Genomic DNA, 21,558 nt, shown 5'->3' on the forward strand with positions numbered 1-21,558 from the left:
TTTTACGGTTGGAGGGCGTCCACGCCCCCATTGCCCTTCCCGTCCTCCCGCGCCCGCCACTTCGCCTTCAGCGTATGCGAGGTCTCGCGAGAACCGTCGGGGCTCCAGCCGGGCGGACCGAACAGATAGCCGAGCACCTCGCGCGGAGACCGCGACGCCGTCAGATCCTTCCCGATGCCGACCCACTCGTGGAACACGTTGGCGAAGAGATTGAAGTTCGGCAGGTTCCGCACGATCCCGTAGCGGCACGGCTCGGCGTCGTCCTCGGGGATGAAGGTGCCGAACAGCCTGTCCCAGATGATCAGTATCCCGGCGTAGTTGGCGTCGAGATAGCGCGGGTTGCGGGCGTGGTGCACCCGATGGTGCGAAGGCGTGTTGAACACCGCCTCGAACCAGGCCGGCATGCGGCGCACGGCCTCGGTATGGATCCAGAACTGGTAGACGAGGCTGATCCCCTTCTGGATCGCCACCATGGCCGGCGGGAAGCCCAGGAAGGACAGCGGCAGCCACAGCAGCCATGTCCCCGCCACGCCGCCGGTCCAGGTCTGTCGCAGCGCGGTGGTCAGGTTGTAGTGCGTCGAGCTGTGGTGATTGACGTGGCTGGCCCACCAGAACCGGCGCTCGTGGCTCAGGCGATGGAACCAGTAGTAGGTCAGGTCCTCGGCGAAGAAGAGCACGACCCAGGCCCAGACCGCCGTCATCGGAATGGTGAAAAGCCGGTGCTCGTAGACCCACAGGCTGGCGGCGAACACCGCGCCGCCGGTCAGCAGGCCGGCGATGGTGCTGCCCAGCCCCATCATCAGCGAGGTCGCCGCGTCGCGGGGCTCGTAGTTGGCCCGCGCCTTGCCGAAGCGGGCGAGCAGCACCTCGAGCACGATGGCGACCACGAAGAATGGGATGGCCATCTGAACCGGATCGAACGCGGGCTTCATGCGGCCGCCTCCGCCGGCGGCCAGATCCGATCGCCCAGACGCAGACGCGGCGCGCCTTCGACGGCGGCAAGCCGCACGCATCCTTCGGACGCCCCGGTCGCCACGACGTCGCGCCAGGCCGCCGAACGGGCCACGTAGCCGTCGCCCTTGCGCCAGAGCACCAGGGCCGCATCTGCGGCCCGCGCGATCACGGCGCCGCCGTCGCCGGCGATCCAGATCGCCTCGATCGCGTGGTCGGGAAACTCCTGCGCCAGCAGTTCCCGCGCCGCGGCTTCGTCCAGCGACGCCGTGGGCCGAGCGATCCGCGCCCAGGCCGACAGGCCCACCAGCAGGGCCACGGCCGCAGCCGAGCCCAGCAATTGCACGAGCAGCGCCTTGTCCATCGCCGCCTCCTCCCCTTTTTGGTCGAAGGTCTGGCCGCACAGCGATCACGTCAAGCGTCAGAACAGGGGTTTACGCAACCGGATTCGCCGCTCAAGTTGCGAGCCACACGCATTACGCGGGGCAAGGGAAACGGCTATGTCTTTGATGTTCGAACCGCTGCGCAAGTACGCCCAGTTCTCGGGACGCGCCCGTCGCTCGGAATACTGGCTCTTCGCGCTGTTCACCTTCGTCGTGAGCATTGCGATCACGATCCTGCGGATCGCCACGGGCGGCCTCGATAGCCTCGAGAACGGCGGTTTCGACGCGCTGAGCCTGGTGAACCTGGCGTTCTCGCTGGCGATGCTCGTCCCCAGCCTCGCGGTCTCGTTCCGCCGCCTGCACGACACCGACCGCTCGGCCTGGTGGATCCTCATCGGCCTGATCCCGCTGATCGGCGCCATCGTGCTGCTGATCTTCTACCTGCTGCCCGGCACCACGGGTCCTAACAAGTTCGGTCCGGATCCGAAGCAGACCGTCAAGGACGCCGCAGAAACCTTCGCCTGAGGTTCTACCGGACACGGCAAAGCGCGCCGCCCTCCAAGGAGGGCGGCGCGCTTTTTCTTTGGGCTCAGGCCTTAGAACTTGCGGGCGTAGCCCACCGACACGACGTTGGCGTCGTCGGCGTCGTTGTCGCGGAACTGCTGGCGCGTGTAGTCGACCCGCACGCCGTTCTTGTCGTCGAACTTGTACTGGGCGCCAACGCCGTAGTTGACGCTGTCGGCGTCGAACTTGTTCTCGACACCCGCCAGCTTCTGCTTGAACTGGGTGTTGCCGTAGCCGACGCGACCGATGAGGTCGATGTTCGGGCTCACCGGCAGGAAGCCGACGCCGTAGACGGCGGCCGAATGGGTCTGCTCGATGCTGGAGCGGACGCCCGCGCGGTCGATATTGTCGTCCTTCACGCCGCCGGAGAGTTCGCCCTCGACGCCGAAGTGCGGGGTCAGCTTGGCGCCCAGCCGGCCCTGGATGGCGCCGGTGTCGGCGCCTTCGGCGCGCGAGCTGTTGTAACCGAGGTTGCCGTAGATCTCCGGCGAGCTCGACTGAGCATGGGCCAGAACCGGAACAGCAGCGACCGACATGGCGGCGATAGCCGCAGACATGAGAACCTTCATTATTTTTACTCCTGGTACTGGGATTTCTTGTGCTCCCTCAGCCTCCTCTGGGTATTGGGGCAACGAGGCCCGTATTTGACCGCACCCTGACCTGTTTGGGGCCATTGCGTGACGTTTCCGACATTTGAACCCGCGATTATGGCCGCTAGCCGAAAGTTCCGCTGCGGCAGGTCGAATAGCCGCGGGCGATGCGGTCAGGACACGGTCGCTTGGCAGGTGACGACGGCGCGGGGCGTGCTATTGATCGCGTCCAAACAGTGATCAGATCGGCGCGCCCATGTCGCGCGCCGGCCCATCGGGACCGCCGCCTTGCATCAAGCCGTCATCGCCGCCACGGGGCTCTTCACCCCGCCGTTCAGCATCTCGAACGTAGAACTGGTCGACGCCTTCAACGCCTATGTCGAACGCTTCAACGCCGCCAACGCCGAGGCAATCGCGGCCGGCGAGGTCGTCGCCCTCGCCCCTTCCTCGCCCGAGTTCATCGAGAAGGCCTCGGGCATCAAGGCCCGCTACGTGATGAACAAGGACGGCATCATCGACCCGGAGGTCATGCGGCCCAACCTCCCCGAACGTCCGAACGACCAGATCTCGATCCTGGCCGAGATGGCGGTCAAGGCGGCCGAGCAGGCCATCGCCGCCTGGGGCAAGCCGGTCAGCGAGATTGGCGCGGTGATCTGCGCCGCCTCGAACATGCAGCGCGCCTATCCGGCCATGGCCATCGAGGTGCAGCAGGCCCTGGGCATCGAGGGCTTCGCGTTCGACATGAACGTGGCCTGCTCGTCGGCCACCTTCGGCATCAAGACCGCCGCCGACTTCATCGCCACCGGCAGCGCCAAGGCCGTGCTGATGGTCAATCCGGAGATCTGCTCGGGCCACCTGAACTTCAAGGATCGCGACAGCCACTTCATCTTCGGCGACGTGGCTACGGCCGTGATCCTGGAAGAGGCTTCGCAGGCGCAGGGCGGCTGGGAGATCCTGGGCACGCGCCTGAAGACCCAGTTCTCCAACAACATCCGCAACAACTTCGGCTTCCTCAACAACGCCGCCCCTGAGGGCGTCGGCGCCAGGGACAAGCTGTTCGTGCAGGAAGGCCGCAAGGTGTTCCGCGAGGTGGTGCCGATGGTCAGCGAGATGATCGTCGAGCACGCCGGCGACATCGGCCTGGACGCCACCGCGCTGAAGCGCCTGTGGCTGCACCAGGCCAACATCAACATGAACGACCTGATCGCCCGCAAGGTGCTGGGCCGGGATCCGCAAGCCGGCGAGAACGTCATCATCCTCGACGAGTACGCCAACACCAGCTCGGCCGGCTCGATCATCGCCTTCCACAGCGCCAACGACGATTTCGCACCGGGCGACACGGGCCTGATCTGCAGCTTCGGCGCCGGCTACTCGGCCGGCACGGTGTTCGTCAGGAAGCGCTGAGCGCGGGCGTCCGCGGAAACCTCAGTTCTCGGGCGAACGACGCCAAAATCAGCGGCCAGCCGTGGTCGGAAGCCATCCCCTGGCGGATGGCTTCCTCGCCTCTTCCATGGCGATCGAGGCTCCGATGCTCGACGATCACCCGGGTCCCCTCGCCCGCGGGCTCGAACCGGAACTCGACCTCGCTCTGGCGTTCCAGGGGCTCGACGCCGCGGTCGGGCGCGATGTTGAAGCCGACCACCAGCCGGTGCCCCGGGTCATAGGCGCGGACATCGCCCCACGGGCTTTCGACGCCGTCGCGATCGACCTCGAACCAGCTGCCGCCGGCCACCGGCTCGACGTGCACGGTGGCGAACCGCGCTCCGCCGCGGCTGTAGGCCATCGGCCACCACCGTCCCATGTCGCCTACGAAACGGGCGAAGACTTCGGCCGGCAGGGCCTCGACGGTGATCTCGCTGACGATCGGTTCGGCCATGGACGTCCTCCTTGGCAGAGGAACGCGCAAGGCCGCGACGGGATCACCCAGGCGACGCCGTCGCCGGCAGGCGGTCCAGCTTCACGGCGACCGGCGCGCCGCCGCTCTGGGCCAGGGTCCATCCGCCGGGCGCCCCGCCGATCGCGTAGCAGCGGCGCGAACCGCGCTCCTCGTCCAGGCAGAGCCTGCCGCCGGCGATCGCATAGCGCCCCCTGGACCAGCCGAAGTCGTGCCGCTCGAACCAGCTGCCGTCGGCCTTCAGCGCGATCCCGTCCATCCCTACAGGCATGTTCGGGAAGACCACGATGCGGTCCTTGAAAGCGGCCCGGACCAAGGCGTCGGGCGCGGCCGTCATCAAGGGCTTGGGATGCGCCGCCTTCCACTCCATGGCCCGCTGGATGCGGCGACCGACGGCGGGATGGTCGTAGAAGACGATCTCTTCCAGCCGTCCCGGGGTCGCGGCGCGGTACTCGACGGTCTTGACCAGCGCCTTGGCCAGGCCGTCCGGCTCGTTGAAGTTCACCAGGCTGTAGCGGTCGGCGTCGCTCTCGGCGATGCGGATCAGGCTGTTGGTCAGCGGCGTGGCCAGGAGCAGCAGCACGGTCAGCACCGCGCTCAGCACCGGCAGGCCCGCAGGGTCGGAAAGCCCCTTGATCTGTTCGCCGCCGAGCAGGCGGCACGCCGGCGCGAACAGCCGGTCGACCAGGAAGAAGGCCAGGATCGCCAGCAGGCTCATGACGCCCGCGATCCACAGCGAATGGTGGCGGGCATAGTGCCCCATCTCGTGCCCGACGACGCCGCGCACCTCGGCGATGTCGGCGCCCTTCTTGAACATCGTGTCGCTCATCGCCACGCGGGCCGAGCCGAACAGGCCCGAGACGTTGGCGGTGTAGGCGTTGGACTGCTTGGAGCCGTCGTAGATGAAGATCTTGTCGGACGGCACCCCGACCTGCCTGGCCATGGCCACGACCTCGTCGCGGACGGGTCCGGCCGGCGCGGGCGTGTAGCGGTTGAAGATCGGCTCGATGTAGAGCGGCGCCAGCAGCATGCCGATGGCGATGAAGGCCGCCGTCAGCCCGCCGCTCCACAGCCACCATGTGCGCGGCGCCTTGCGGATCAGGGCGTAGAGGAAGGCGAAGAACAGGCCGCCGATCAAGGCGCCGATCGCCAGCGAGATCGCGCTCTCGCCCAGCCAGCCGCCAAAGGCCTGGCTGGTCAGGCCGTACTGTTTTGGCCGCCACCAGTCGCTGTAGACGCTCCAGGGCAACGACAGGACGCCGTCGAAGACGATGTAGAGCCCGCCGATCCAGTAGCTGACCAGCAGCGGCCGGCTGCGGCGGCCCTCGAATCGGCGGCGCAGGCGAACCAGCACGCCGCTGCGCACCAGCAGGAACGCCGCCAGCAGCGCGACCAGCGCGCCCCACAGCAGAAGCCAGTGGCCGCCTTGCGTGTAGGCCGTGGCCTTGGCGTGCGCCTCGGGCGGCAACTGCGCCAGGTAGGCCGCCGTCGCCGCGGCTGGATCGAAGTTCTGCGCCATCCGTCTCCCCCGGGAAGCAAACCGCCAAGCAGCAAGCCAGAGCCGATCGTCCGCGTCAGGTTAAATCGACGTCAGGTGGCGCCCGTCCGACGCCGCAAGCGCCTTGCCTCTGGCGGCGACAGCGCAGCGGTATAGAACTGGGCCGATGACCTGCGCTTCGAGGCCCGCCATGCGATTCCCCGCCCGTCGTGACATCCTGCTGGGCCTGGGGGCCGGAAGCGCGCTGGCCCTGGCCGGCTGCGGCGGCAAGGACACGGCCGGCGTCCAGTCCGGCGCCGCCCGCGTGGAGGCCGCCAAGACCCTGCGCATCGGGCTGGAGGGCACCTATCCGCCGTTCAACTTCCAGGGCGCCGACGGCCAGCTGACCGGCTTCGACGTCGAGTTCGGCAAGGCCCTGGCCGAGCAGATGAAGGTCAAGCCGGAGTTCGTCGCCGCGCCGTTCGCCGGCCTGCTGGGCGCGCTAGAATCGGGCCGCACCGACGTGGTGATCAACCAGATCACCATCACGCCCGAGCGCGCGGCCAAGTACGACTTCTCCAAGCCCTACACCGTCTCGGGCATCCTGATCATCGTGCCCAGGGGCAAGACGGGCATCACCGGCCCGGCCGACCTGGCCGGCAAGAAGGTCGGGGTGGGCCTGGGCACCCACTACGAGCAATGGCTGCGCCAGAACCAGCCCAAAGCCGATGTCCGTACCTATGACGACGATCCGACCAAGTACCAGGACCTGCGCGCCGGCCGCATCGACGCGGTGCTGAACGATCGCCTGGTCGCCGCCGACTTCCTGAAGACCGCGCCCGACCTGATCGCCGCCGGTCCGCCCTTCGCCCCGCAGAGCCAGGGCGTGGTCATGAAGCGCGATCCGGCGCTGAAGGTGCTGGTCGACGAAGCGATCGACGCCCTTCGGGCAAACGGACGCCTGGCCGCCATCTCGCAGAAATGGTTCGGCCTGGACGTGACGCGCTAGCCGATGGACGCCGCCGACCTCGTCGCTCAGTCGGTTCCGCTGCTGCTCAAGGGCGCGGGCTACACGGTGCTGCTCAGCCTGATCGGCATGAGCCTGGGCCTGGCGCTGGGCTTCGGGCTGGCGCTGATGCGGCTGTCGCGCTCGCCGCTGCTGGCCTGGCCGGCGGCGGTCTACGTCTCGGCGTTCCGGGGCACCCCGCTGCTGGTGCAGCTGTTCCTGATCTATTACGGCCTCCCACAGCTGGGGCTGGAGCTGCCGCCGCTGCTGGCCGCCGGCATCGGCTTCTCGCTGAACGTGGCCGCGTACGCCGGCGAGATCCTGCGCAGCGCCATCGCCGCCGTCGACAAGGGCCAGTGGGAGGCCGCCGCGGTGCTGGGCCTGACGCGCGGCCAGGCGATGCGCCGGATCATCCTGCCCCAGGCCGCCCGCACCGCCGTGGCGCCGCTATCCAACAGCTTCATCAGCCTGGTGAAGGACACCTCGCTGGCCGCGACCATCCAGGTGCCCGAGCTGTTTCGCCAGGCCCAGCTGATCACCGCCCGGACGTACGAGATCTTCGCCATGTATCTCAGCGCCGCGGCCATCTACTGGATCGTCTCCAGCCTGCTGGCTCTGGGCCAGGGTTGGCTTGAACGCCGCGCGGAGGCCCGCCGATGAGCGCCATCGAGGCCAGGGGCCTGTCAAAGCGCTTCGGCGACGCCAGCGTCCTGAACGGCGTCGACCTGACGGTCGCTCCCGGCGAGGTCGTCGCCGTGATCGGCCCCAGCGGCTCGGGCAAGAGCACGCTGCTGCGATGCCTGGCCGGCCTGGAGGCGCTGAACGGCGGCAGCCTGTCGATCGCCGGCGTCGCGGCCGGCGGCAAGGTTCCGCTGGCCCGCGCCCTAAAGGGGCGTGTCGGCTTCGTATTCCAGAACTTCAACCTGTTCCCGCACAGGACCGCGGTGGAGAATGTCGCCGAGGCGCCGATCGTCGTGCGCGGCGATCCACCCGCCAAGGCGCGGGAACGGGCCCTGGAGCTGCTGACCAAGGTCGGCCTGGCCCATCGCGCCGACGCCTATCCCGGCGCCCTCTCCGGCGGCCAGCAGCAGCGCTGCGCCATCGCCCGGGCCCTGGCCATGGATCCCGAGGTCATCCTGTTCGACGAGCCGACCTCGGCGCTGGATCCGGAACTGGTCGGCGAGGTCCTGGCGGTGATCCGCGACCTGGCGGCCGAGAAGCGGACGATGATCATCGTCACCCACCAGATGGACTTCGCCCGCGAGGTCGCCGACCGGACGATCTTCATGGACGAGGGCAGGATCCTCGAGGAAGGCCCCTCGGGGACGCTGTTCTCCGAACCGCGAGAAGAACGAACGCGCAGGTTTCTCAGCAAATTGCGAAGCTTGCAGCCATAATTTAGCCTCTGGCGCCCCGCACCCCTCCCGGGCTACGCCGCGTGTGTCTAGAGGCGAGGATTCGTGAAACCCTATATCGACCTGAAAGGCGCCTCCGGCGCCGTCTATCGCTACAAGCTGGCCGAGGATCGCGACCCGCGCACCACGATCGCCGGCAACTATCTCTACGTGAACGCCGAAGGCGTCGTGGTGTTCGCCGGCGAGGCCAACAATCTGCACGACTCCACCCGCGGCTTCGCCGAGGCCGCCGAAAAGCACGGGGCCGAGCATCTCTATACGCGCCTGAACGTCTCGGGCGCCTCTCGCGCCGACGAACTGGCCGACCTGCTCTCCGAGCTGTCGCCGGCCGGCAACGCCGAGACGACCGAAGACTGAGGGCGTTTCCAGCGGCCGGTCCGACGCGACCGGCCGAGCCCCAAACTTGGCCGTTGCCCGCGAGCCGCGCATATGCGCCCATCCACCCGCATAGCGGGGGATTCTCAGATGCGGCTCATTGCGGCGCTTGCTGGCATATTGTTTCTCTCGGCCTGCGCCACCACGGCGCCCGACAAGGTCTTCTTCGCGCCCGACGCGGTCGACGGCCTGGTGATCATGGAAGTGGTTCCCACCCCGGCGACCTACCAGATCGAGGCGGCCAGCTTCGACCCCGCCCAGTCGCGGATCGAGAGCAAGGGCTATGTCACCCTCTACGCCAGCCCGGCCATGCGTTACGCGGTGTCGCGCGCCAAGCCCGGCGTCTATGCCTTGACCGCCGTCAGCCACCAGACCACCTGGTACGACTGCTTCAACGGCGGCACGGTCGCCTTCGAGGTCAAGCCCGGCGAAGTGACCTTCCTGGGCAAGCTGGACGCCCGCCCCGCCCTGGCCGACATCGCCGTCAAGCTGCCGGGCTACAGCATGAACAGCCAGAAGTTCTACGTGCTCGACACGCCGCGCCCAGCCATGACCGCGCCGGCCGACATGGCCGACTGGAAGGGCGAACTGACGCCGTTCCTGAGCAACACCTATCCGAACGTCACCGCCCCGGCGAAGGCGGCCGAGCTGAAGCCGGCCACCTTCGCCAGCGGCTGGAGCCTGCTGGGCCAGAAGGTCTGCTACGGCTATTTCAACCGCGCCAAGGATCAGCCGGAGCCGGCCAAGCCCGCCGGCTAGGCCCGCGCCAGGAAGGCGGCGATCTCGGCGACGACCGAAGGCTCGGGCGCCATGATCGCCTGCAGGTGATCGCCCGGCGTCGACAGGAACGGCAGGCCGTTGGCGGCCGCGAAGGCCTGGGACGGTCCGTGATAGGGATCCGCCGTCCCGTCCCACAGCAGCACTGGAACGCCCGCGCCCAGCACGGCCCCAGGCGCGCCCTCCAGCGTGGCCAGGGCCTCGAAGCAGGCCTGCATCGCCGGCAGGATCCCCGGCGTCACCCAGCCGACCAGAGCCGGCGCGACCTGCTGGCTGAAGCCCCAGAAGATGTCGAAGCGGATCGGACCGGCCGGACCCTTGGGCACGCCGCCCGCCAGATCCCAGCCGCCGATAGTCAGCGAGGCCAGGCGCTCGGGATGATGCCGGGCGACGCCCACGGCCATCCATCCGCCCATCGAGTAGCCGATCAGATGCGCCTTCTCCGCGCCCAGGGCGTCGAGCACCGCCACGATGTCGCCCGCCCGCTGGGCCTGGGCGTAGAGCGCCGGATCGGCCGGCTTGTCGCTGAGGCCATGTCCCAGCGAGTCGACGCTGGCCACCGTGAAGCGCTCGCTCAGCGCGGCGACGAAGCCGTTGGCCCGCCAGCTTTCGGCGTCCATGAACAGGCCGTGCTGCAGCACCACCAGAGGCCCCTTCCCCTCCACCGTGTAGTGGATCTTCTGGCCGCGATTGGTGGCGAAGGGCATGGACGAGTCTCCGGACGATCGGAGCGCTAGTCAGGCCGGTCCACAAATTCGCGCAAGGCGAACGGGACGAGAACACCCCGGCTTGGCTATCCTGCCGCCAATGCGTCCCGAGTCGCTCTTTCCCCTGTTCGCCGCGATCTCGACCCTCAAGGGGGTCGGGCCGCGCGTCGCGCCCCTGGTCGAGAAGCTGGCCGGGTCGATCGTGCGCGACGTGCTGTTCACCGCGCCGCAGAGCCTGATCCGCCGGACGGCGACGACCGCCGCCCAGGCGCAGGACGGCCAGGTCCAGACCTTCGTCGTCACCATCGACGCCCACCTGCCGCCGCAGCGCTCGGGCCAGCCCTGGCGCATCCGGGGCTGGGACGAGACCGGCTTCGTCACCCTGGTCTGGTTCAAGGGCCACGGGCCGCACCTGGAGCGCCAGCACCCAGTGGGCGCCCGCCGCGCCGTCAGCGGCAAGGTCGAGCGCTTCGGATCGGAGATCCAGGTCGCCCATCCCGACTACATGCTCGAAGCCGAGCGGATCGACGAGATCCCGCCGATCGAGCCGGTCTACCCCGCCACGGCCGGCCTGCCCTCGCGCACCTTCCGCAAGTTCGCCCAGGAGGCCCTGTCGCGGGCCCAGGCTCTGCCGGAATGGCAGGACGCGGCCTGGATGGCCCGCGAGGGCCTGCCGGCGTGGCGCGAGGCCTTCGAGCGGCTGCACGGCCCCGAGGCCGAGATCGACCTGTCGCCGATGTCGGCGGCCCGCCGGCGGCTGGCCTATGACGAGCTGCTGGCCCACCAGCTGGCCCTGGCCCAGCGCAAGGCCGGCAAGCGCGCCCAGCCGGGTCCGCGCATCGTCTCGGGCTCTCTGGCCGAGGCGGCCGAGAAGGCCCTGCCCTTCCGACTGACCGGCGCCCAGGTGCGGGCCCTGTCGGAGGTGCGCGGCGACCTGGCCCACGGCGAGCGGATGAGCCGCCTGCTGCAGGGCGACGTCGGCTCCGGCAAGACCGTCGTGGCCATGCTGGCCATGGCCGACGCGGCCGGCGCCGGCTTCCAGTCGGCCCTGATGGCCCCTACCGAGATCCTGGCTCGCCAGCACTACGAGACCCTCGCCCCGCCGCTGGAGGCGCAGGGTCTGGCCGTCGTGCTGCTGACCGGACGCGACAAGGGCGGCGCCCGCGCCGCCAAGCTGGCGAAGCTGGCCGACGGTTCGGCCGCCGTGGCGGTGGGCACCCACGCCCTGTTCCAGGACGACGTGGCCTTCCAGAGCCTGGCCCTGACCATCATCGACGAGCAGCACCGCTTCGGCGTCAACGAGCGCCGGCGGCTGCAGGAAAAGGGAGACGGCGTCCACTTGCTGGCGATGTCGGCCACGCCCATTCCCCGGACGCTGGAGCTGACCGTGTTCGGCGACCTGGACGTCTCGCGCATCGACGAGAAGCCGCCGGGCCGCACGCCGGTGGCCACCCGGGCCGCGCCGACGCCGCGCGTGCCCGAGATCGTGGAGCGACTGCGCGGGGCGATCGAGGGCGGCGCCCAGGCCTTCTGGATATGCCCGCTGGTCTCGGAGTCCGAGAAGGTCGACCTGCGGGCGGCCGAGGACCGCGCCGCCGACCTGAAGAAGATCCTGGGCTCGCGCGTCGGCCTGGTCCACGGCCAGATGCCGGCGGCCGAGAAGGACGCGGTGATGCAGGCCTTCGTCGACGGCGAGGTCGGGGTGCTGGTCGCCACCACCGTGGTCGAGGTCGGGGTCAACGTGCCCAACGCCAGCATCATGGTCATCGAGCACGCCGACCGCTTCGGTCTGGCGCAACTTCATCAGCTTCGCGGAAGAGTGGGTCGCGGGATGCGCGAAAGCTCCTGCGTGCTGCTGTACGACCCGCCCCTCTCCGAAGTCGCCCAGCAGCGGCTCGACATCCTGCGGCGCTCCGACGATGGCTTCGAGATCGCCGAGAAGGACCTGGAACTGCGCGGCGGCGGCGATCCGCTGGGCCTCAAGCAGAGCGGCTTCCCCGCCTATCGCCTGGCCGATCCCGTGGCCCACCGCGACCTGATCGCCGTCGCCGCCGACGACGCCCGCCTGATCCTGGCGCGCGACCCGGACCTCGCCTCCCCGCGCGGCGAGGCGGTGCGGACCCTGCAGGCGCTATTCGACTGGAAGCCGGCCTCGGGTCTGAACGACGCGGGGTGAACTGCCTTCCGGCGGTCCCCTCCGGCCCTCCGGGCTGCCTCCCCCAAAGGGGGAGGAGCAAACAAAAACGGCGGGTCCTGGGGGCCCGCCGTTCTCGTTTCCAAGCTTGCGTCGCCGGGCCTTAGGCCGAGGCGGCGCCGCCCTTCTTCTCGGCGTAGATCAGCAGCGGCTGGGCGCGGCCTTCGACGACCTCGGCGTTGACCACCACTTCCTCGACGCCCTCGTAGTTGGGCAGTTCGAACATGGTCTCCAGCAGGATGCCTTCCATGATCGAGCGCAGGCCGCGGGCGCCGGTCTTGCGGGCGATGGCCTTCTTGGCGACCTGGTGCAGGGCGTCCTCGGTGAAGGTCAGGCCGATGTTCTCCATCTCGAACAGGCGCTGGTACTGCTTGACGAAGGCGTTCTTCGGCTCGGTCAGGATCTTCACCAGGGCGGCCTCGTCGAGGTCTTCCAGGGTGGCGATCACCGGCAGGCGGCCGATGAATTCCGGGATCAGGCCGAAGCGCTGCAGGTCGTCGGGCTCGACGCCGCGCAGGATCTCGCCGGTGCGACGGTCTTCCGGATCGGCCACCTTGGCGCCGAAGCCGATCGACTTGGCCGAGCCGCGCGCCGAGATGATGCGCTCGAGGCCCGCGAAGGCGCCGCCGCAGATGAACAGGATGTTCGTCGTGTCGACCTGCAGGAACTCCTGCTGGGGATGCTTGCGCCCGCCTTGCGGCGGCACGGAGGCGACGGTGCCTTCCATGATCTTCAGCAGGGCCTGCTGCACGCCTTCGCCCGACACGTCGCGGGTGATCGACGGGTTGTCGGACTTGCGGCTGATCTTGTCGATTTCGTCGATGTAGACGATGCCGCGCTGGGCGCGCTCGACGTTGTAGTCGGCGGCCTGCAGCAGCTTGAGCACGATGTTCTCGACGTCTTCGCCCACGTAACCGGCTTCGGTCAGGGTCGTGGCGTCGGCCATCGTGAACGGCACGTCGATGATTCGGGCCAGCGTCTGGGCCAGCAGGGTCTTACCCGTGCCGGTCGGACCGACCAGCAGGATGTTCGACTTGGCCAGTTCCACGTCGTTGTTCTTCGAGGCGTGGTTCAGGCGCTTGTAGTGATTGTGCACCGCGACCGCGAGCACCTTCTTGGCGTGACCTTGGCCGATCACGTAGTCGTCCAGGACTTCGCAGATCTCGCGCGGCGTCGGAACGCCGTCCTTGGACTTCACGAAGGCGATCTTGTGCTCTTCACGGATGATATCCATGCAAAGCTCGACGCATTCATCGCAGATGAACACGGTGGGTCCGGCGATGAGCTTGCGCACTTCATGTTGGCTCTTTCCGCAGAAAGAACAGTACAGGGTGCTCTTGGCGTCGCCGCTGGCGGCTTTCGTCATGGTCGCTTCTCACGCTAGGGCGGACACGGCGAAAGCCGCTACCGCCGACTCCCAACGCGTATCCCGCCACCGAAGCAACAGGATACCCAGGGGGAGTTGTCTAATCCTTGACATTCCCCGATCCGAACGCGCCGCACAAGCCTTGGAGCCCGTTTCCGGCGCCAAGTTCGTGGATGTTTCGGTTCTGATCATGGGATTCCATCCCTAGATGGGACGACTGTAGGCCAAAGCAAGCACCTGGAGGGCTGTGGAACATCGCCGCAGGCTCTAAGCTTTTCTCGACGTGCCCGGAATCGTGCTGCAAGCGGCGCCGCAAGAAGGAGTTCGCCCGACGGGCGGAGACGAGATGTCCGAGATTCATGAGGCGTCGGAAGACGCTCACGCCCCCACGCACACCGAAGCCAGCCCGCCGCTGGTGGCCTTCGACTTCGACGGCACCCTGACCGTGCGCGACAGCTTCACGGCCTTCCTGAAGTGGCGGGTCGGCGGCGGCCGCTGGACGATGGGCATGATCCGCCTGGCGCCGGCCGCCCTCTCCTACCTGTTCCATCGCGATCGCGGCCGCATCAAGGCCGCGGCCATCCGCGAGTTCCTCAAGGGCGTGCCGCAGGAACGCCTGGAGGCCCAGGCCCGCACCTTCGCCGAGACTCACGCCCAGAGCCTGTTCCGTCCCGACGCCCTGGCGGTGTGGCGGCGCTGGCGAGCGCAGGGCGCCAGGATGGTGATCGTCACCGCCTCGCCCGACATCGTGGTGGCCCCGTTCGCGCGCGGCATCGGCGCCGACCTGCTGATCGGCACCAAGCTGGCCTACGACCTGAACGGCAAGGTGGTCGGCGGCCTTTCGGGCCCCAACTGCCGGGGCCCCGAGAAGGTGGTGCGCCTGCGCGAGACCTTCGGCGAGCGCGTGAAGCTGGCCGCTGCCTACGGCGACACCTCGGGCGACACCGAGATGCTGGCCATCGCCCAGGAGCGCGGCTACCGCATCTTCAAGGGCAAGCCGGTCTGACGAACGGGGATCTCCACACCCTACATAATGACGCGAGATAGGGGCCCCCTACTCCACGCTGGCCATGCCCGGCGCCTGGGTCGACACCGACAGGCTGCCGATGGCCGAATAGGCCTGGTCGAAGACCGCGCGCTGGTCGTCGTCCAGCGCCTTGTAGAGCCGCCCCATCGCCTTCACCCGCCGCTGCTCGACGGCCAGTTGCTCGCGCTGCAGGGCCAGCCCGGCGCGGGCCTGCGCCAGCGGGGTCTCGTCCTGGGGCGCAGCCACGGCCAGGACCACGCCGGCGGGCCTGGCGCTGGACGCCAGGATGAAGTCGCGCCAGCGGTCCTGCTGGGCCGGGGTCAGGGCCAGGTTCTGGCGCAGGGTGGCCAGGCCCGCCGTAACGCCGTCCTGCAACAGACGATCGGAGATGATCTGCTGCACCTGCTCGGGGCTGACCCCGACGCGCAGGGTGGCCACGCCGTGGCGCGGCGCGGGGTCGGAAAAGTCCTGGGCGTTGGCGGCGGCGCCGGCCAGGCTCAGGAAGGCCCACAAGGCGCAAAGCGAAAGGCGGCGGCGGGCGGTCATGGCCGGGCTCCGAGGCTCGAGGATCGTCATGCGATCCTTGTCGCCGCCCTCCCCGGCCGATCTGGGGCCGGTTTGTTTCGCCCGCTCGCGCCAGCATGGCCAAAGCGGGACCATCGCGACAGCAATGAAAAAGCCGCCGACCTTGCGGCCGACGGCTCGTTTCTCAGCTCTGGAAGAGGGCTTTAGGCGCTCGCTTCCGAGGTCTCGCGGTTCTCGTTGATCTGGTCGATCAGGCCCCAGGCCTTGGCTTCCTCGGCGCTCATGAAGTTGTCGCGGTCCAGGTCGCGCTCGACTTCTTCATAGGTGCGGCCGCAGTGCTTGACGTAGATCTCGTTCAGGCGACGCTTGGTCTTCGAGATGTCCTCGGCGTGACGCATGATGTCCGAGGCCTGGCCGCGGAAGCCGCCCGACGGCTGGTGCACCATGATGCGGGCGTTCGGCAGCGCGATGCGCTGGCCAGGCGCGCCGGCGCAGAGCAGCAGGCTGCCCATCGAGGCGGCCATGCCCATGCACACGGTCGTCACCGGGCTCTTGATGTATTGCATGGTGTCGTAGATCGCGAGGCCCGACGTCACCACGCCGCCCGGCGAGTTGATGTACATGGCGATTTCCTTCTTGGGGTTCTCGGACTCCAGGAAGAGCAGCTGGGCGCAGATCAGCGAGGCCATGCCGTCTTCGACCGGGCCGGTGAGGAAGATGATCCGCTCCTTGAGCAGGCGCGAGAAGATGTCGAAGGCGCGCTCGCCGCGGCTGGTCTGCTCGACCACCATCGGAACCAGGTTCATCGCCGTCTCGACCGGATCGTACATCATGTGGGGTTCGCCCTTCTCGAAATGTCTTTGCGGGCGCGAATCAGCGTCGCGCTCTCGCTCCTGACGCATATCGCGTGGCGCTTAACAGGTTGCAAGGTGTGGGCAGGCAGGTGTGTTGCCGCGCACAGATCGCATAACGACGATATATCAACTTCCGATTGTTCGCACCCGGCCGCCATGAGGGACGGCCGCCGGACGGGGAGCAACGACAATGACAGACACGCTCGAAGCCCTGCAGATCACTCAGGGTGCCGCCGCCGAACTGACCTGCAACATCGTCCTGACCGTGGGTCCATACGCGTCCATCGACGTCGATCCGAACGGCCGCCCGTTCGTGGCGCTGTCGGCCGGGCCGCTGCCGCAGCCGATCTGGAACGTGCAGATCCTCAGCTGGGACGGCCCGATGGCCAAGGCCTACATCAGCAACCGGTCGGGCAAGGCCTTCTGGAACACCGACGCCGGCCGCGGCCAGCCGGCCCCGCTCTACGTCCAGCCCGGCCAGCCCTCGACGATCATCCTGACCCTGCAGCCCAACCGGACCACGTTCCTGCTGGAGGCCGCCTTCCAGCCGGGCGGCAACATCGGCCCGGCCGAGGGCCCCGGCTTCGCCTACCTGTCGACGGGCGCGGCCGCGCCGGTGGAGATCGTGTTCCAGCCCTGAGGCTTGGCGGCGCCGAAACGAAAAGGGCGCGGACCTCGCGGTCCGCGCCCCATGTCGTTCAGTCGGATGGACCGACGGCTCAGCCGCCGTAGCCTTCCGGCAGGTCGTCTTCTTCCAGAAGCTCTTCCTTGGAGACTTCCTTTTCCTCGACCTTGGCCTTGTCGAAGATCAGGTCGACGACCTTGTCTTCGTAGATCGGGGCGCGCAGCGAGGCCTGCAGGTCGGCGCGCTGGCGATACATGTCGAACACCTGCTGGGCCTGGGCGCCGTACTGGCGGGCTTCGCGGACGATCGCTTCGTTCAGTTCCTGGTCGGTGACGACGACGTCGTTCTTGCGGCCGATCTCGGCGAGCACCAGACCCAGGCGCACGCGGCGCTCGGCGATCTTCTTGTACTCGTCCTGCAGCTGCTCTTCGGTCTTGTCGGCGTCTTCCGGCGGCAGGCCGCCTTGCGACTTGTCGGCCTGGACCTGTTGCCAGATGCCGGCGAACTCGGCTTCGACCATGCGCGGCGGCAGGGCGAAGTCGTGCTTGCTGTCCAGCACGTCCAGCAGGGCGCGCTTGAGCTTGAAGCGCGAGCTGTTGGCGTAGCGGCCTTCCAGGTTCGACTTCAGCAGGTCCTTCAGGGCGGCCAGGTCGGCCAGGCCCAGGCGCTTGGCCAGCTCGTCGTCGGCTTCGGCGTCGACCGGGGCGCGCACTTCCTTCACGGTCGTGGCGAACTCGGCGTCCTTACCGGCCAGTTCGGCGGCCTGGTAGTCTTCCGGGAACTTCACCTTCACGGTGACGACGTCTTCCGGCTTGGCGCCGACCAGTTGCTCTTCGAAGCCCGGGATGAACTGGCCCGAACCGAGCACCAGTTCGGCGTCGTTGGCCGTGCCGCCGGCGAAGGCGACGCCGTCGATGGTGCCGACGAAGTCGATCAGCAGCTGGTCGCCGTCCTTGGCCTTCAGGCTCTTGCCCTTGCGCGGCTCGTAGGTGCGGGCCTGCTTGGCCAGCTCGGCCAGGGCTTCGTCCACTTCGGCGTCGGCGATCTTGTAGACCGGCTTGACCAGCTCGATCGAGGCCGGGTCGATCGGCTCGAATTCCGGCATGATCTCGACGGCCAGTTCGAAGGCCAGGTCCTCGCCGCCGGCGATTACCTTGTCCATGTCCGAGGTCGGCTTCAGGTCGGGCTGGCCGGCCGGACGCAGCTTGTTGTCGTCCAGGATCTTCTGGGTGGTCTCGTTCAGCGCCTGCTCGATGACTTCGCCCATCAGGCCCTTGCCGTACAGGCGACGCACGTGCGCGGCCGGCACCTTGCCCGGGCGGAAGCCCTTGACGTTCATCTGCGGCGCGACTTCGGCGACCCGGGCTTCGAAACGCGTGGCCAGCTCGCTCGCGGGCACCGTGACGCTGTAAACCTTGCTGAGGCCTTCGCCCGACTTTTCAACGATCTGCATCGACATTCTTAGCTTCTCGGATCAGGGCGCCCGCGCCCGTCGTCCGCCCCAGGGGTCAAAAAATCATAGCCGCCCACGTCACCGGGGCGGCGAAAGAGCGCCCTTATGTCACGACACATCGCGTCGATCAAAGGGTATGGCGTCGCCGCGCGCAAAACGCTGCGCGCGGCGACATGGTGCGGATGAGAGGACTCGAACCTCCACGCCTCTCGGCGCTGGAACCTAAATCCAGTGCGTCTACCAGTTCCGCCACATCCGCGTGGGGGCGAGCCTTAGCCGTCGTCGCGCGACATTTGAAGTGTCCGCGAAGAATTTTCGTAGACCAGCGGAACCCCGGCAGGGCGACGTCGTTTTCTCCGTGTCCCGTCGAGCGTAACGCCACGAGACATTAAACCGGCCCGGGCCTTGCCCCCCCGACTGACGCCCGGGCCGGTTTTCCCTCTCCCTACGGACCAGATTTCGCGCGCAACCCTGCGAGGCTTGAATTTTCGTGGATTCGCACGCAACCATTCGCCATCAGCGACGGTTAACTGCGCCATGGCGTGGGAGAACAGCGTATGCGGACGATCGAGGTCAACGAGACCGAGGCCGGTTGGGAAGTCACCTGCGACCGTCAGGTGGTGTTCACCGATTCCCTGGAGCAGCGGTCGTTCCAGGCCGCGCTCGACTATGGCAGCCGGCTGTTCGACGAAGGTGTCCGCGCCGAGATCGTCCTGCACCGCCTGGAAGCCTGACCCGCCCCTCCCCGGCTAGCCGCCACGCGAGCGTGCCGTGAACGCGACGTCGCGCCCCTTGCGATCGCGCGGCCGCGCCTTTAAAGCCAAGCCTGCATCAAGAGTTGGGCTCGCCCAACGCCAACCTGCTTCCCGAGCAAGGTGGCGCCCCGTCGGGGGGATGCGGCCGCGACGGCAACGAAACGGGTGACCCCTGGCGCCGTCGCGAGTCTTTGGTTTTTCGACGGACGGACGACGCCATGCCCATCAAGATTCCCGACGACCTGCCGGCCCGCGCCTCGCTGGAAGCCGAAGGTCTGTCGCTGATGGCCGACACCGACGCCGCCCGCCAGGACATCCGGCCGCTGCGCATCGGCCTCCTGAACCTGATGCCCGACAAGCCCAGCACCGAGCGCCAGTTCGCGCGCCTGCTGGGCGCCAGCCCGCTGCAGATCGAGCTCTCGTTGATCCAGCTGGCCAGCCACTCGCCCAAGACGACCTCGGCCGAGCACATGCTGGCCTTCTATCGCACCTGGGAAGAGGTGCGGCACGAGCGCTTCGACGGGCTGATCGTCACCGGCGCGCCGGTGGAGACCCTGCCGTTCGAGGAAGTCGGCTACTGGGACGAGCTGACGCGCATCTTCGACTGGAGCGAAACCCACGTGCACGCCGGCCTGGCGGTCTGCTGGGGCGCCCAGGCCGGCGTGAAGCACTTCCACGGCGTGCCCAAGCACGTGATGGCCGACAAGCGCTCGGGCGTGTTCCCGCACGCCAACCTGGCGCCGGCCTCGCCCTATCTGCGCGGCCTGGCCGACGAAATCGAGATTCCCGTGTCGCGCTGGACCGAGGTGCGGCCCGAAGACCTGCCGGGCGACGGCGCGCTGCGGGTGCTGCTCGATTCGGAGGAATCGGGCCTGTGCCTGCTGGAGGACGCCCGCCGCCGCTGGCTCTACATGTTCAATCACCCCGAGTACGAGACCGGCACCCTGGCGGCCGAGTACGCGCGCGACCGGCTGATCGATCCCTCCACCCCGCCGCCGAGGCACTATTTCCCGGGCGACGACCCCAGCCGCCCGCCGCGCAACCGCTGGCGCAGCCACGCCCACCTGCTGATCGGCAACTGGCTGAACGAGGTCTACCAGACCACGCCGTTCGAGCTGGCCAAGATCGGGGCCGAATAGAAAAACCTCTCCCTATGGGAGAGGGTGATTTCTCTGATCCCACAGCCGCTTCAGAACCACGGGCGCCAGACCCGGCAGATCCTCGGCGATCAGCCCCGGCCCGTGCAGGCTGGCGCATTCGGCGTGGATCCAGGCCCCGGCGCAGGCCGCGTCGAAACTTTCCATGCCCTGCGCGGCCAGTCCGGCGATGAAGCCGGCCAGCACGTCGCCCGAGCCAGCGGTGGCCAGCCATGGCGAGCCGTTGAGGTTCACCGCCGTGCGGCCGTCGGGCGCGGCGATCACGGTGTCGGGACCTTTCAGCAGCACGATCGTCCCGGCCCGCCGCGCGGCCTCGCGGGCGGCGGCGATCCGTTCGGGCGAGGCCTTCAGCAGGCCCGGAAACAGCCGCTCGAACTCGCCCGGATGCGGGGTCAGCACGTCGTCGCGGTCGAGGCGGGCGAAAAGCTCGTCAGGCGCGTGGGCGAAGCTGGTCAGGGCGTCGGCGTCGACCACCAGGGCCGCGCCCGTGCCGGCCAGCGCGGTGAGGTTGCGGGCCGTCGCCTCGCCCACCCCGGCGGCCGGGCCGATCACCGCGGCGGCCGCGCGATCGGCCAGCGCGGCCAGTTCGGCGTCGGTGTCGAACGGCGCCAGCATCACCGCCTCCAGATGGGCGGCGTTGACCGCCAGCGCGCCAGGCGGCGACAGCAGGGTGACAACCCCCGCCCCGATCCGCAGGCCCGCCCTGGCCGACAGGCGCGCCGCGCCCGTGCTCCAGGCCTCGCCGCTGACCACCACCAGGCGGCCGCGCGCATGCTTGTGGGCGTCGTCGCTTGGCCAGGGGAAGCGCGCGCCCCACAGCGACGGATCGTTCTCGACCAGGTCGCCAGCGCCCGTATCGGAGAGGCCGATGTCGACCACCTCGACCGCGCCGCAGGCCGCTCTGCCATGGGCCAGGACATGGGCCGGCTTGCGGCGATGGAAGGTGACCGTGAGCGCGGCCCTGAAGGCCGCGCCGCCCAGCGACTGGCCGGTGTCGCCATGAACGCCGCTGGGCGTGTCGATGGCCACGATGCAGGCCGACAGCCCTTCGGCGGCGCGCGCCAGCTCCTCCGCCGGCCCATCCAGCGGGCGCGACAGGCCCGCGCCGAACAGGGCGTCGACATGGAGGTCGGCGGGCGAAACGGCCGGATTCAGCGGATGGACCTCGCCTCGCCAGCGTTCGGCGGCCCAGCGGCACGAGGGCGAGGCCGGCGGCGCCAGCGCCTCGACCCGAACCGGCCAGCCACGACGCCTCAGGTGGCGGGCGACGACGTAGCCGTCGCCACCGTTGTCGCCGGGACCGCACCAGATGACCACGGAACGGCGCGACCAGCGCTGGCGGATCGCTTCCGCCGCGCCCTTGCCGGCCCGTTCCATCAGGGTGGTCGCCGGCGTTCCCGCCGCCGTCGCCGCCGCATCGGCCGCCTTCATCTCGGCGACGGTCATGATCTGGCGGAGCGACA

General features: G+C 68.7%; 23 protein-coding genes, 1 tRNA gene and 1 riboswitch. Of the genes, 12 read left to right on the plus strand and 12 right to left on the minus strand.

Translation table 11 applies throughout. The annotated features are described in order from the left end of the window. Nucleotides 1-2: 2 nt before the first annotated feature. Nucleotides 3-932 (minus strand): sterol desaturase family protein, encoded by a 930-nt coding sequence (locus tag C1707_RS19970; RefSeq protein WP_101715687.1) that lies wholly within the window; start codon nt 930-932, stop codon nt 3-5. Then, nucleotides 929-1,315: a hypothetical protein gene (locus tag C1707_RS19975; RefSeq protein ID WP_101715688.1), complete on the minus strand. Its 387-nt coding sequence runs from the start codon at nt 1,313-1,315 to the stop codon at nt 929-931. The genes C1707_RS19970 and C1707_RS19975 overlap by 4 nt, the downstream gene beginning before the upstream one ends. A 136-nt stretch (nt 1,316-1,451) precedes the next feature. Here C1707_RS19975 and C1707_RS19980 point away from each other — a divergent pair, with 136 nt between their 5' ends. After that, nucleotides 1,452-1,859, plus strand: coding sequence for a DUF805 domain-containing protein (locus C1707_RS19980; RefSeq protein ID WP_101715689.1), 408 nt, complete (start codon nt 1,452-1,454; stop codon nt 1,857-1,859). 71 nt (nt 1,860-1,930) lie between these two features. Here C1707_RS19980 and C1707_RS19985 read toward each other — a convergent pair whose 3' ends face one another. Continuing rightward, the gene (locus C1707_RS19985; protein WP_420808202.1) at nt 1,931-2,455 is read right to left on the minus strand and encodes a porin family protein; all 525 of its coding nucleotides are present in this window, start codon (nt 2,453-2,455) and stop codon (nt 1,931-1,933) included. Between the two features lie 321 nt (nt 2,456-2,776). Between C1707_RS19985 and C1707_RS19990 the strand changes: the two genes are divergently transcribed. Then, complete coding sequence (locus C1707_RS19990; RefSeq protein ID WP_101715691.1) at nt 2,777-3,892, plus strand: beta-ketoacyl-ACP synthase III; 1,116 nt, start codon at nt 2,777-2,779, stop codon at nt 3,890-3,892. Here the strand turns inward: C1707_RS19990 and C1707_RS19995 are convergent. Both C1707_RS19995 and C1707_RS20000 read right to left on the minus strand, forming a co-directional pair. After that, nucleotides 3,879-4,364, minus strand: coding sequence for an SRPBCC family protein (locus C1707_RS19995; RefSeq protein ID WP_101715692.1), 486 nt, complete (start codon nt 4,362-4,364; stop codon nt 3,879-3,881). The two genes, C1707_RS19990 and C1707_RS19995, sit on opposite strands and share 14 nt — an antisense overlap. A 43-nt stretch (nt 4,365-4,407) precedes the next feature. Next, complete coding sequence (locus C1707_RS20000) at nt 4,408-5,901, minus strand: M48 family metalloprotease (protein ID WP_101715693.1); 1,494 nt, start codon at nt 5,899-5,901, stop codon at nt 4,408-4,410. A 169-nt stretch (nt 5,902-6,070) separates the two neighbouring features. On the opposite strand from C1707_RS20000, the gene tcyJ reads away from it, so the two are divergent. From tcyJ to C1707_RS20025, 5 genes are all read left to right on the plus strand, one after another. Then, nucleotides 6,071-6,868, plus strand: a complete 798-nt coding sequence (gene tcyJ / locus C1707_RS20005; protein WP_101715694.1) for a cystine ABC transporter substrate-binding protein — start codon at nt 6,071-6,073, stop codon at nt 6,866-6,868. Nucleotides 6,869-6,871: 3 nt separating this feature from the next. After that, the gene (gene tcyL, locus C1707_RS20010) at nt 6,872-7,525 is read left to right on the plus strand and encodes a cystine ABC transporter permease (protein ID WP_101715695.1); all 654 of its coding nucleotides are present in this window, start codon (nt 6,872-6,874) and stop codon (nt 7,523-7,525) included. Next, nucleotides 7,522-8,262 carry an amino acid ABC transporter ATP-binding protein gene (locus C1707_RS20015; RefSeq protein ID WP_101715696.1) on the plus strand — a complete coding sequence of 247 codons (741 nt, stop codon included), beginning with the start codon at nt 7,522-7,524 and terminating at the stop codon, nt 8,260-8,262. The genes tcyL and C1707_RS20015 overlap by 4 nt, the downstream gene beginning before the upstream one ends. A gap of 63 nt (nt 8,263-8,325) precedes the next feature. After that, nucleotides 8,326-8,637 (plus strand): hypothetical protein, encoded by a 312-nt coding sequence (locus C1707_RS20020; protein ID WP_101715697.1) that lies wholly within the window; start codon nt 8,326-8,328, stop codon nt 8,635-8,637. A gap of 108 nt (nt 8,638-8,745) precedes the next feature. Beyond that, entirely contained in the window at nt 8,746-9,414 is a 669-nt protein-coding gene (locus C1707_RS20025; protein WP_145998496.1) for a hypothetical protein, read from the plus strand. Here the strand turns inward: C1707_RS20025 and C1707_RS20030 are convergent. Then, entirely contained in the window at nt 9,411-10,139 is a 729-nt protein-coding gene (locus C1707_RS20030; RefSeq protein ID WP_101715699.1) for an alpha/beta fold hydrolase, read from the minus strand. The genes C1707_RS20025 and C1707_RS20030 overlap by 4 nt on opposite strands. 100 nt (nt 10,140-10,239) lie before the next feature. On the opposite strand from C1707_RS20030, the gene recG reads away from it, so the two are divergent. Continuing rightward, nucleotides 10,240-12,315 carry an ATP-dependent DNA helicase RecG gene (recG, locus tag C1707_RS20035; protein ID WP_101715700.1) on the plus strand — a complete coding sequence of 692 codons (2,076 nt, stop codon included), beginning with the start codon at nt 10,240-10,242 and terminating at the stop codon, nt 12,313-12,315. 121 nt (nt 12,316-12,436) lie between these two features. Here recG and clpX read toward each other — a convergent pair whose 3' ends face one another. Then, nucleotides 12,437-13,699 (minus strand): ATP-dependent Clp protease ATP-binding subunit ClpX, encoded by a 1,263-nt coding sequence (clpX, locus tag C1707_RS20040; RefSeq protein WP_101715701.1) that lies wholly within the window; start codon nt 13,697-13,699, stop codon nt 12,437-12,439. 346 nt (nt 13,700-14,045) lie between these two features. On the opposite strand from clpX, the gene C1707_RS20045 reads away from it, so the two are divergent. Continuing rightward, nucleotides 14,046-14,705: an HAD-IB family hydrolase gene (locus C1707_RS20045; RefSeq protein ID WP_101715702.1), complete on the plus strand. Its 660-nt coding sequence runs from the start codon at nt 14,046-14,048 to the stop codon at nt 14,703-14,705. 48 nt (nt 14,706-14,753) lie between these two features. On the opposite strand, the gene C1707_RS20050 is transcribed toward C1707_RS20045, so the two are convergent. After that, on the minus strand, nt 14,754-15,272 hold the full coding sequence (locus C1707_RS20050; RefSeq protein ID WP_145998497.1) for a Spy/CpxP family protein refolding chaperone: 519 nt from the start codon (nt 15,270-15,272) through the stop codon (nt 14,754-14,756). A 182-nt stretch (nt 15,273-15,454) separates the two neighbouring features. After that, nucleotides 15,455-16,084, minus strand: a complete 630-nt coding sequence (locus tag C1707_RS20055) for an ATP-dependent Clp protease proteolytic subunit (RefSeq protein WP_101715704.1) — start codon at nt 16,082-16,084, stop codon at nt 15,455-15,457. A gap of 211 nt (nt 16,085-16,295) precedes the next feature. Here C1707_RS20055 and C1707_RS20060 point away from each other — a divergent pair, with 211 nt between their 5' ends. After that, on the plus strand, nt 16,296-16,745 hold the full coding sequence (locus tag C1707_RS20060) for a hypothetical protein (RefSeq protein WP_101715705.1): 450 nt from the start codon (nt 16,296-16,298) through the stop codon (nt 16,743-16,745). Between the two features lie 79 nt (nt 16,746-16,824). On the opposite strand, the gene tig is transcribed toward C1707_RS20060, so the two are convergent. After that, a complete protein-coding gene (gene tig, locus C1707_RS20065; protein ID WP_276310636.1) occupies nt 16,825-18,183 on the minus strand; it encodes a trigger factor in 1,359 nt (452 codons plus the stop codon). A 174-nt stretch (nt 18,184-18,357) separates the two neighbouring features. After that, a tRNA-Leu gene (locus C1707_RS20070) sits at nt 18,358-18,442 on the minus strand. A 298-nt stretch (nt 18,443-18,740) separates the two neighbouring features. Between C1707_RS20070 and C1707_RS26270 the strand changes: the two genes are divergently transcribed. Further along, nucleotides 18,741-18,917, plus strand: coding sequence for a hypothetical protein (locus C1707_RS26270; RefSeq protein ID WP_164467415.1), 177 nt, complete (start codon nt 18,741-18,743; stop codon nt 18,915-18,917). Between the two features lie 89 nt (nt 18,918-19,006). Further along, a riboswitch (SAM-I-IV-variant riboswitch) is annotated at nt 19,007-19,109 on the plus strand. Between the two features lie 47 nt (nt 19,110-19,156). Then, nucleotides 19,157-20,077, plus strand: coding sequence for a homoserine O-succinyltransferase (locus C1707_RS20075; protein WP_101715707.1), 921 nt, complete (start codon nt 19,157-19,159; stop codon nt 20,075-20,077). Between the two features lie 12 nt (nt 20,078-20,089). Here C1707_RS20075 and C1707_RS20080 read toward each other — a convergent pair whose 3' ends face one another. Beyond that, nucleotides 20,090-21,541: an NAD(P)H-hydrate dehydratase gene (locus tag C1707_RS20080; protein WP_240633980.1), complete on the minus strand. Its 1,452-nt coding sequence runs from the start codon at nt 21,539-21,541 to the stop codon at nt 20,090-20,092. Nucleotides 21,542-21,558: the final 17 nt, after the last annotated feature.

The sequence above is a fragment of the Caulobacter flavus genome, assembly GCF_003722335.1.
In the GTDB taxonomy this organism is placed as follows: domain Bacteria; phylum Pseudomonadota; class Alphaproteobacteria; order Caulobacterales; family Caulobacteraceae; genus Caulobacter; species Caulobacter flavus.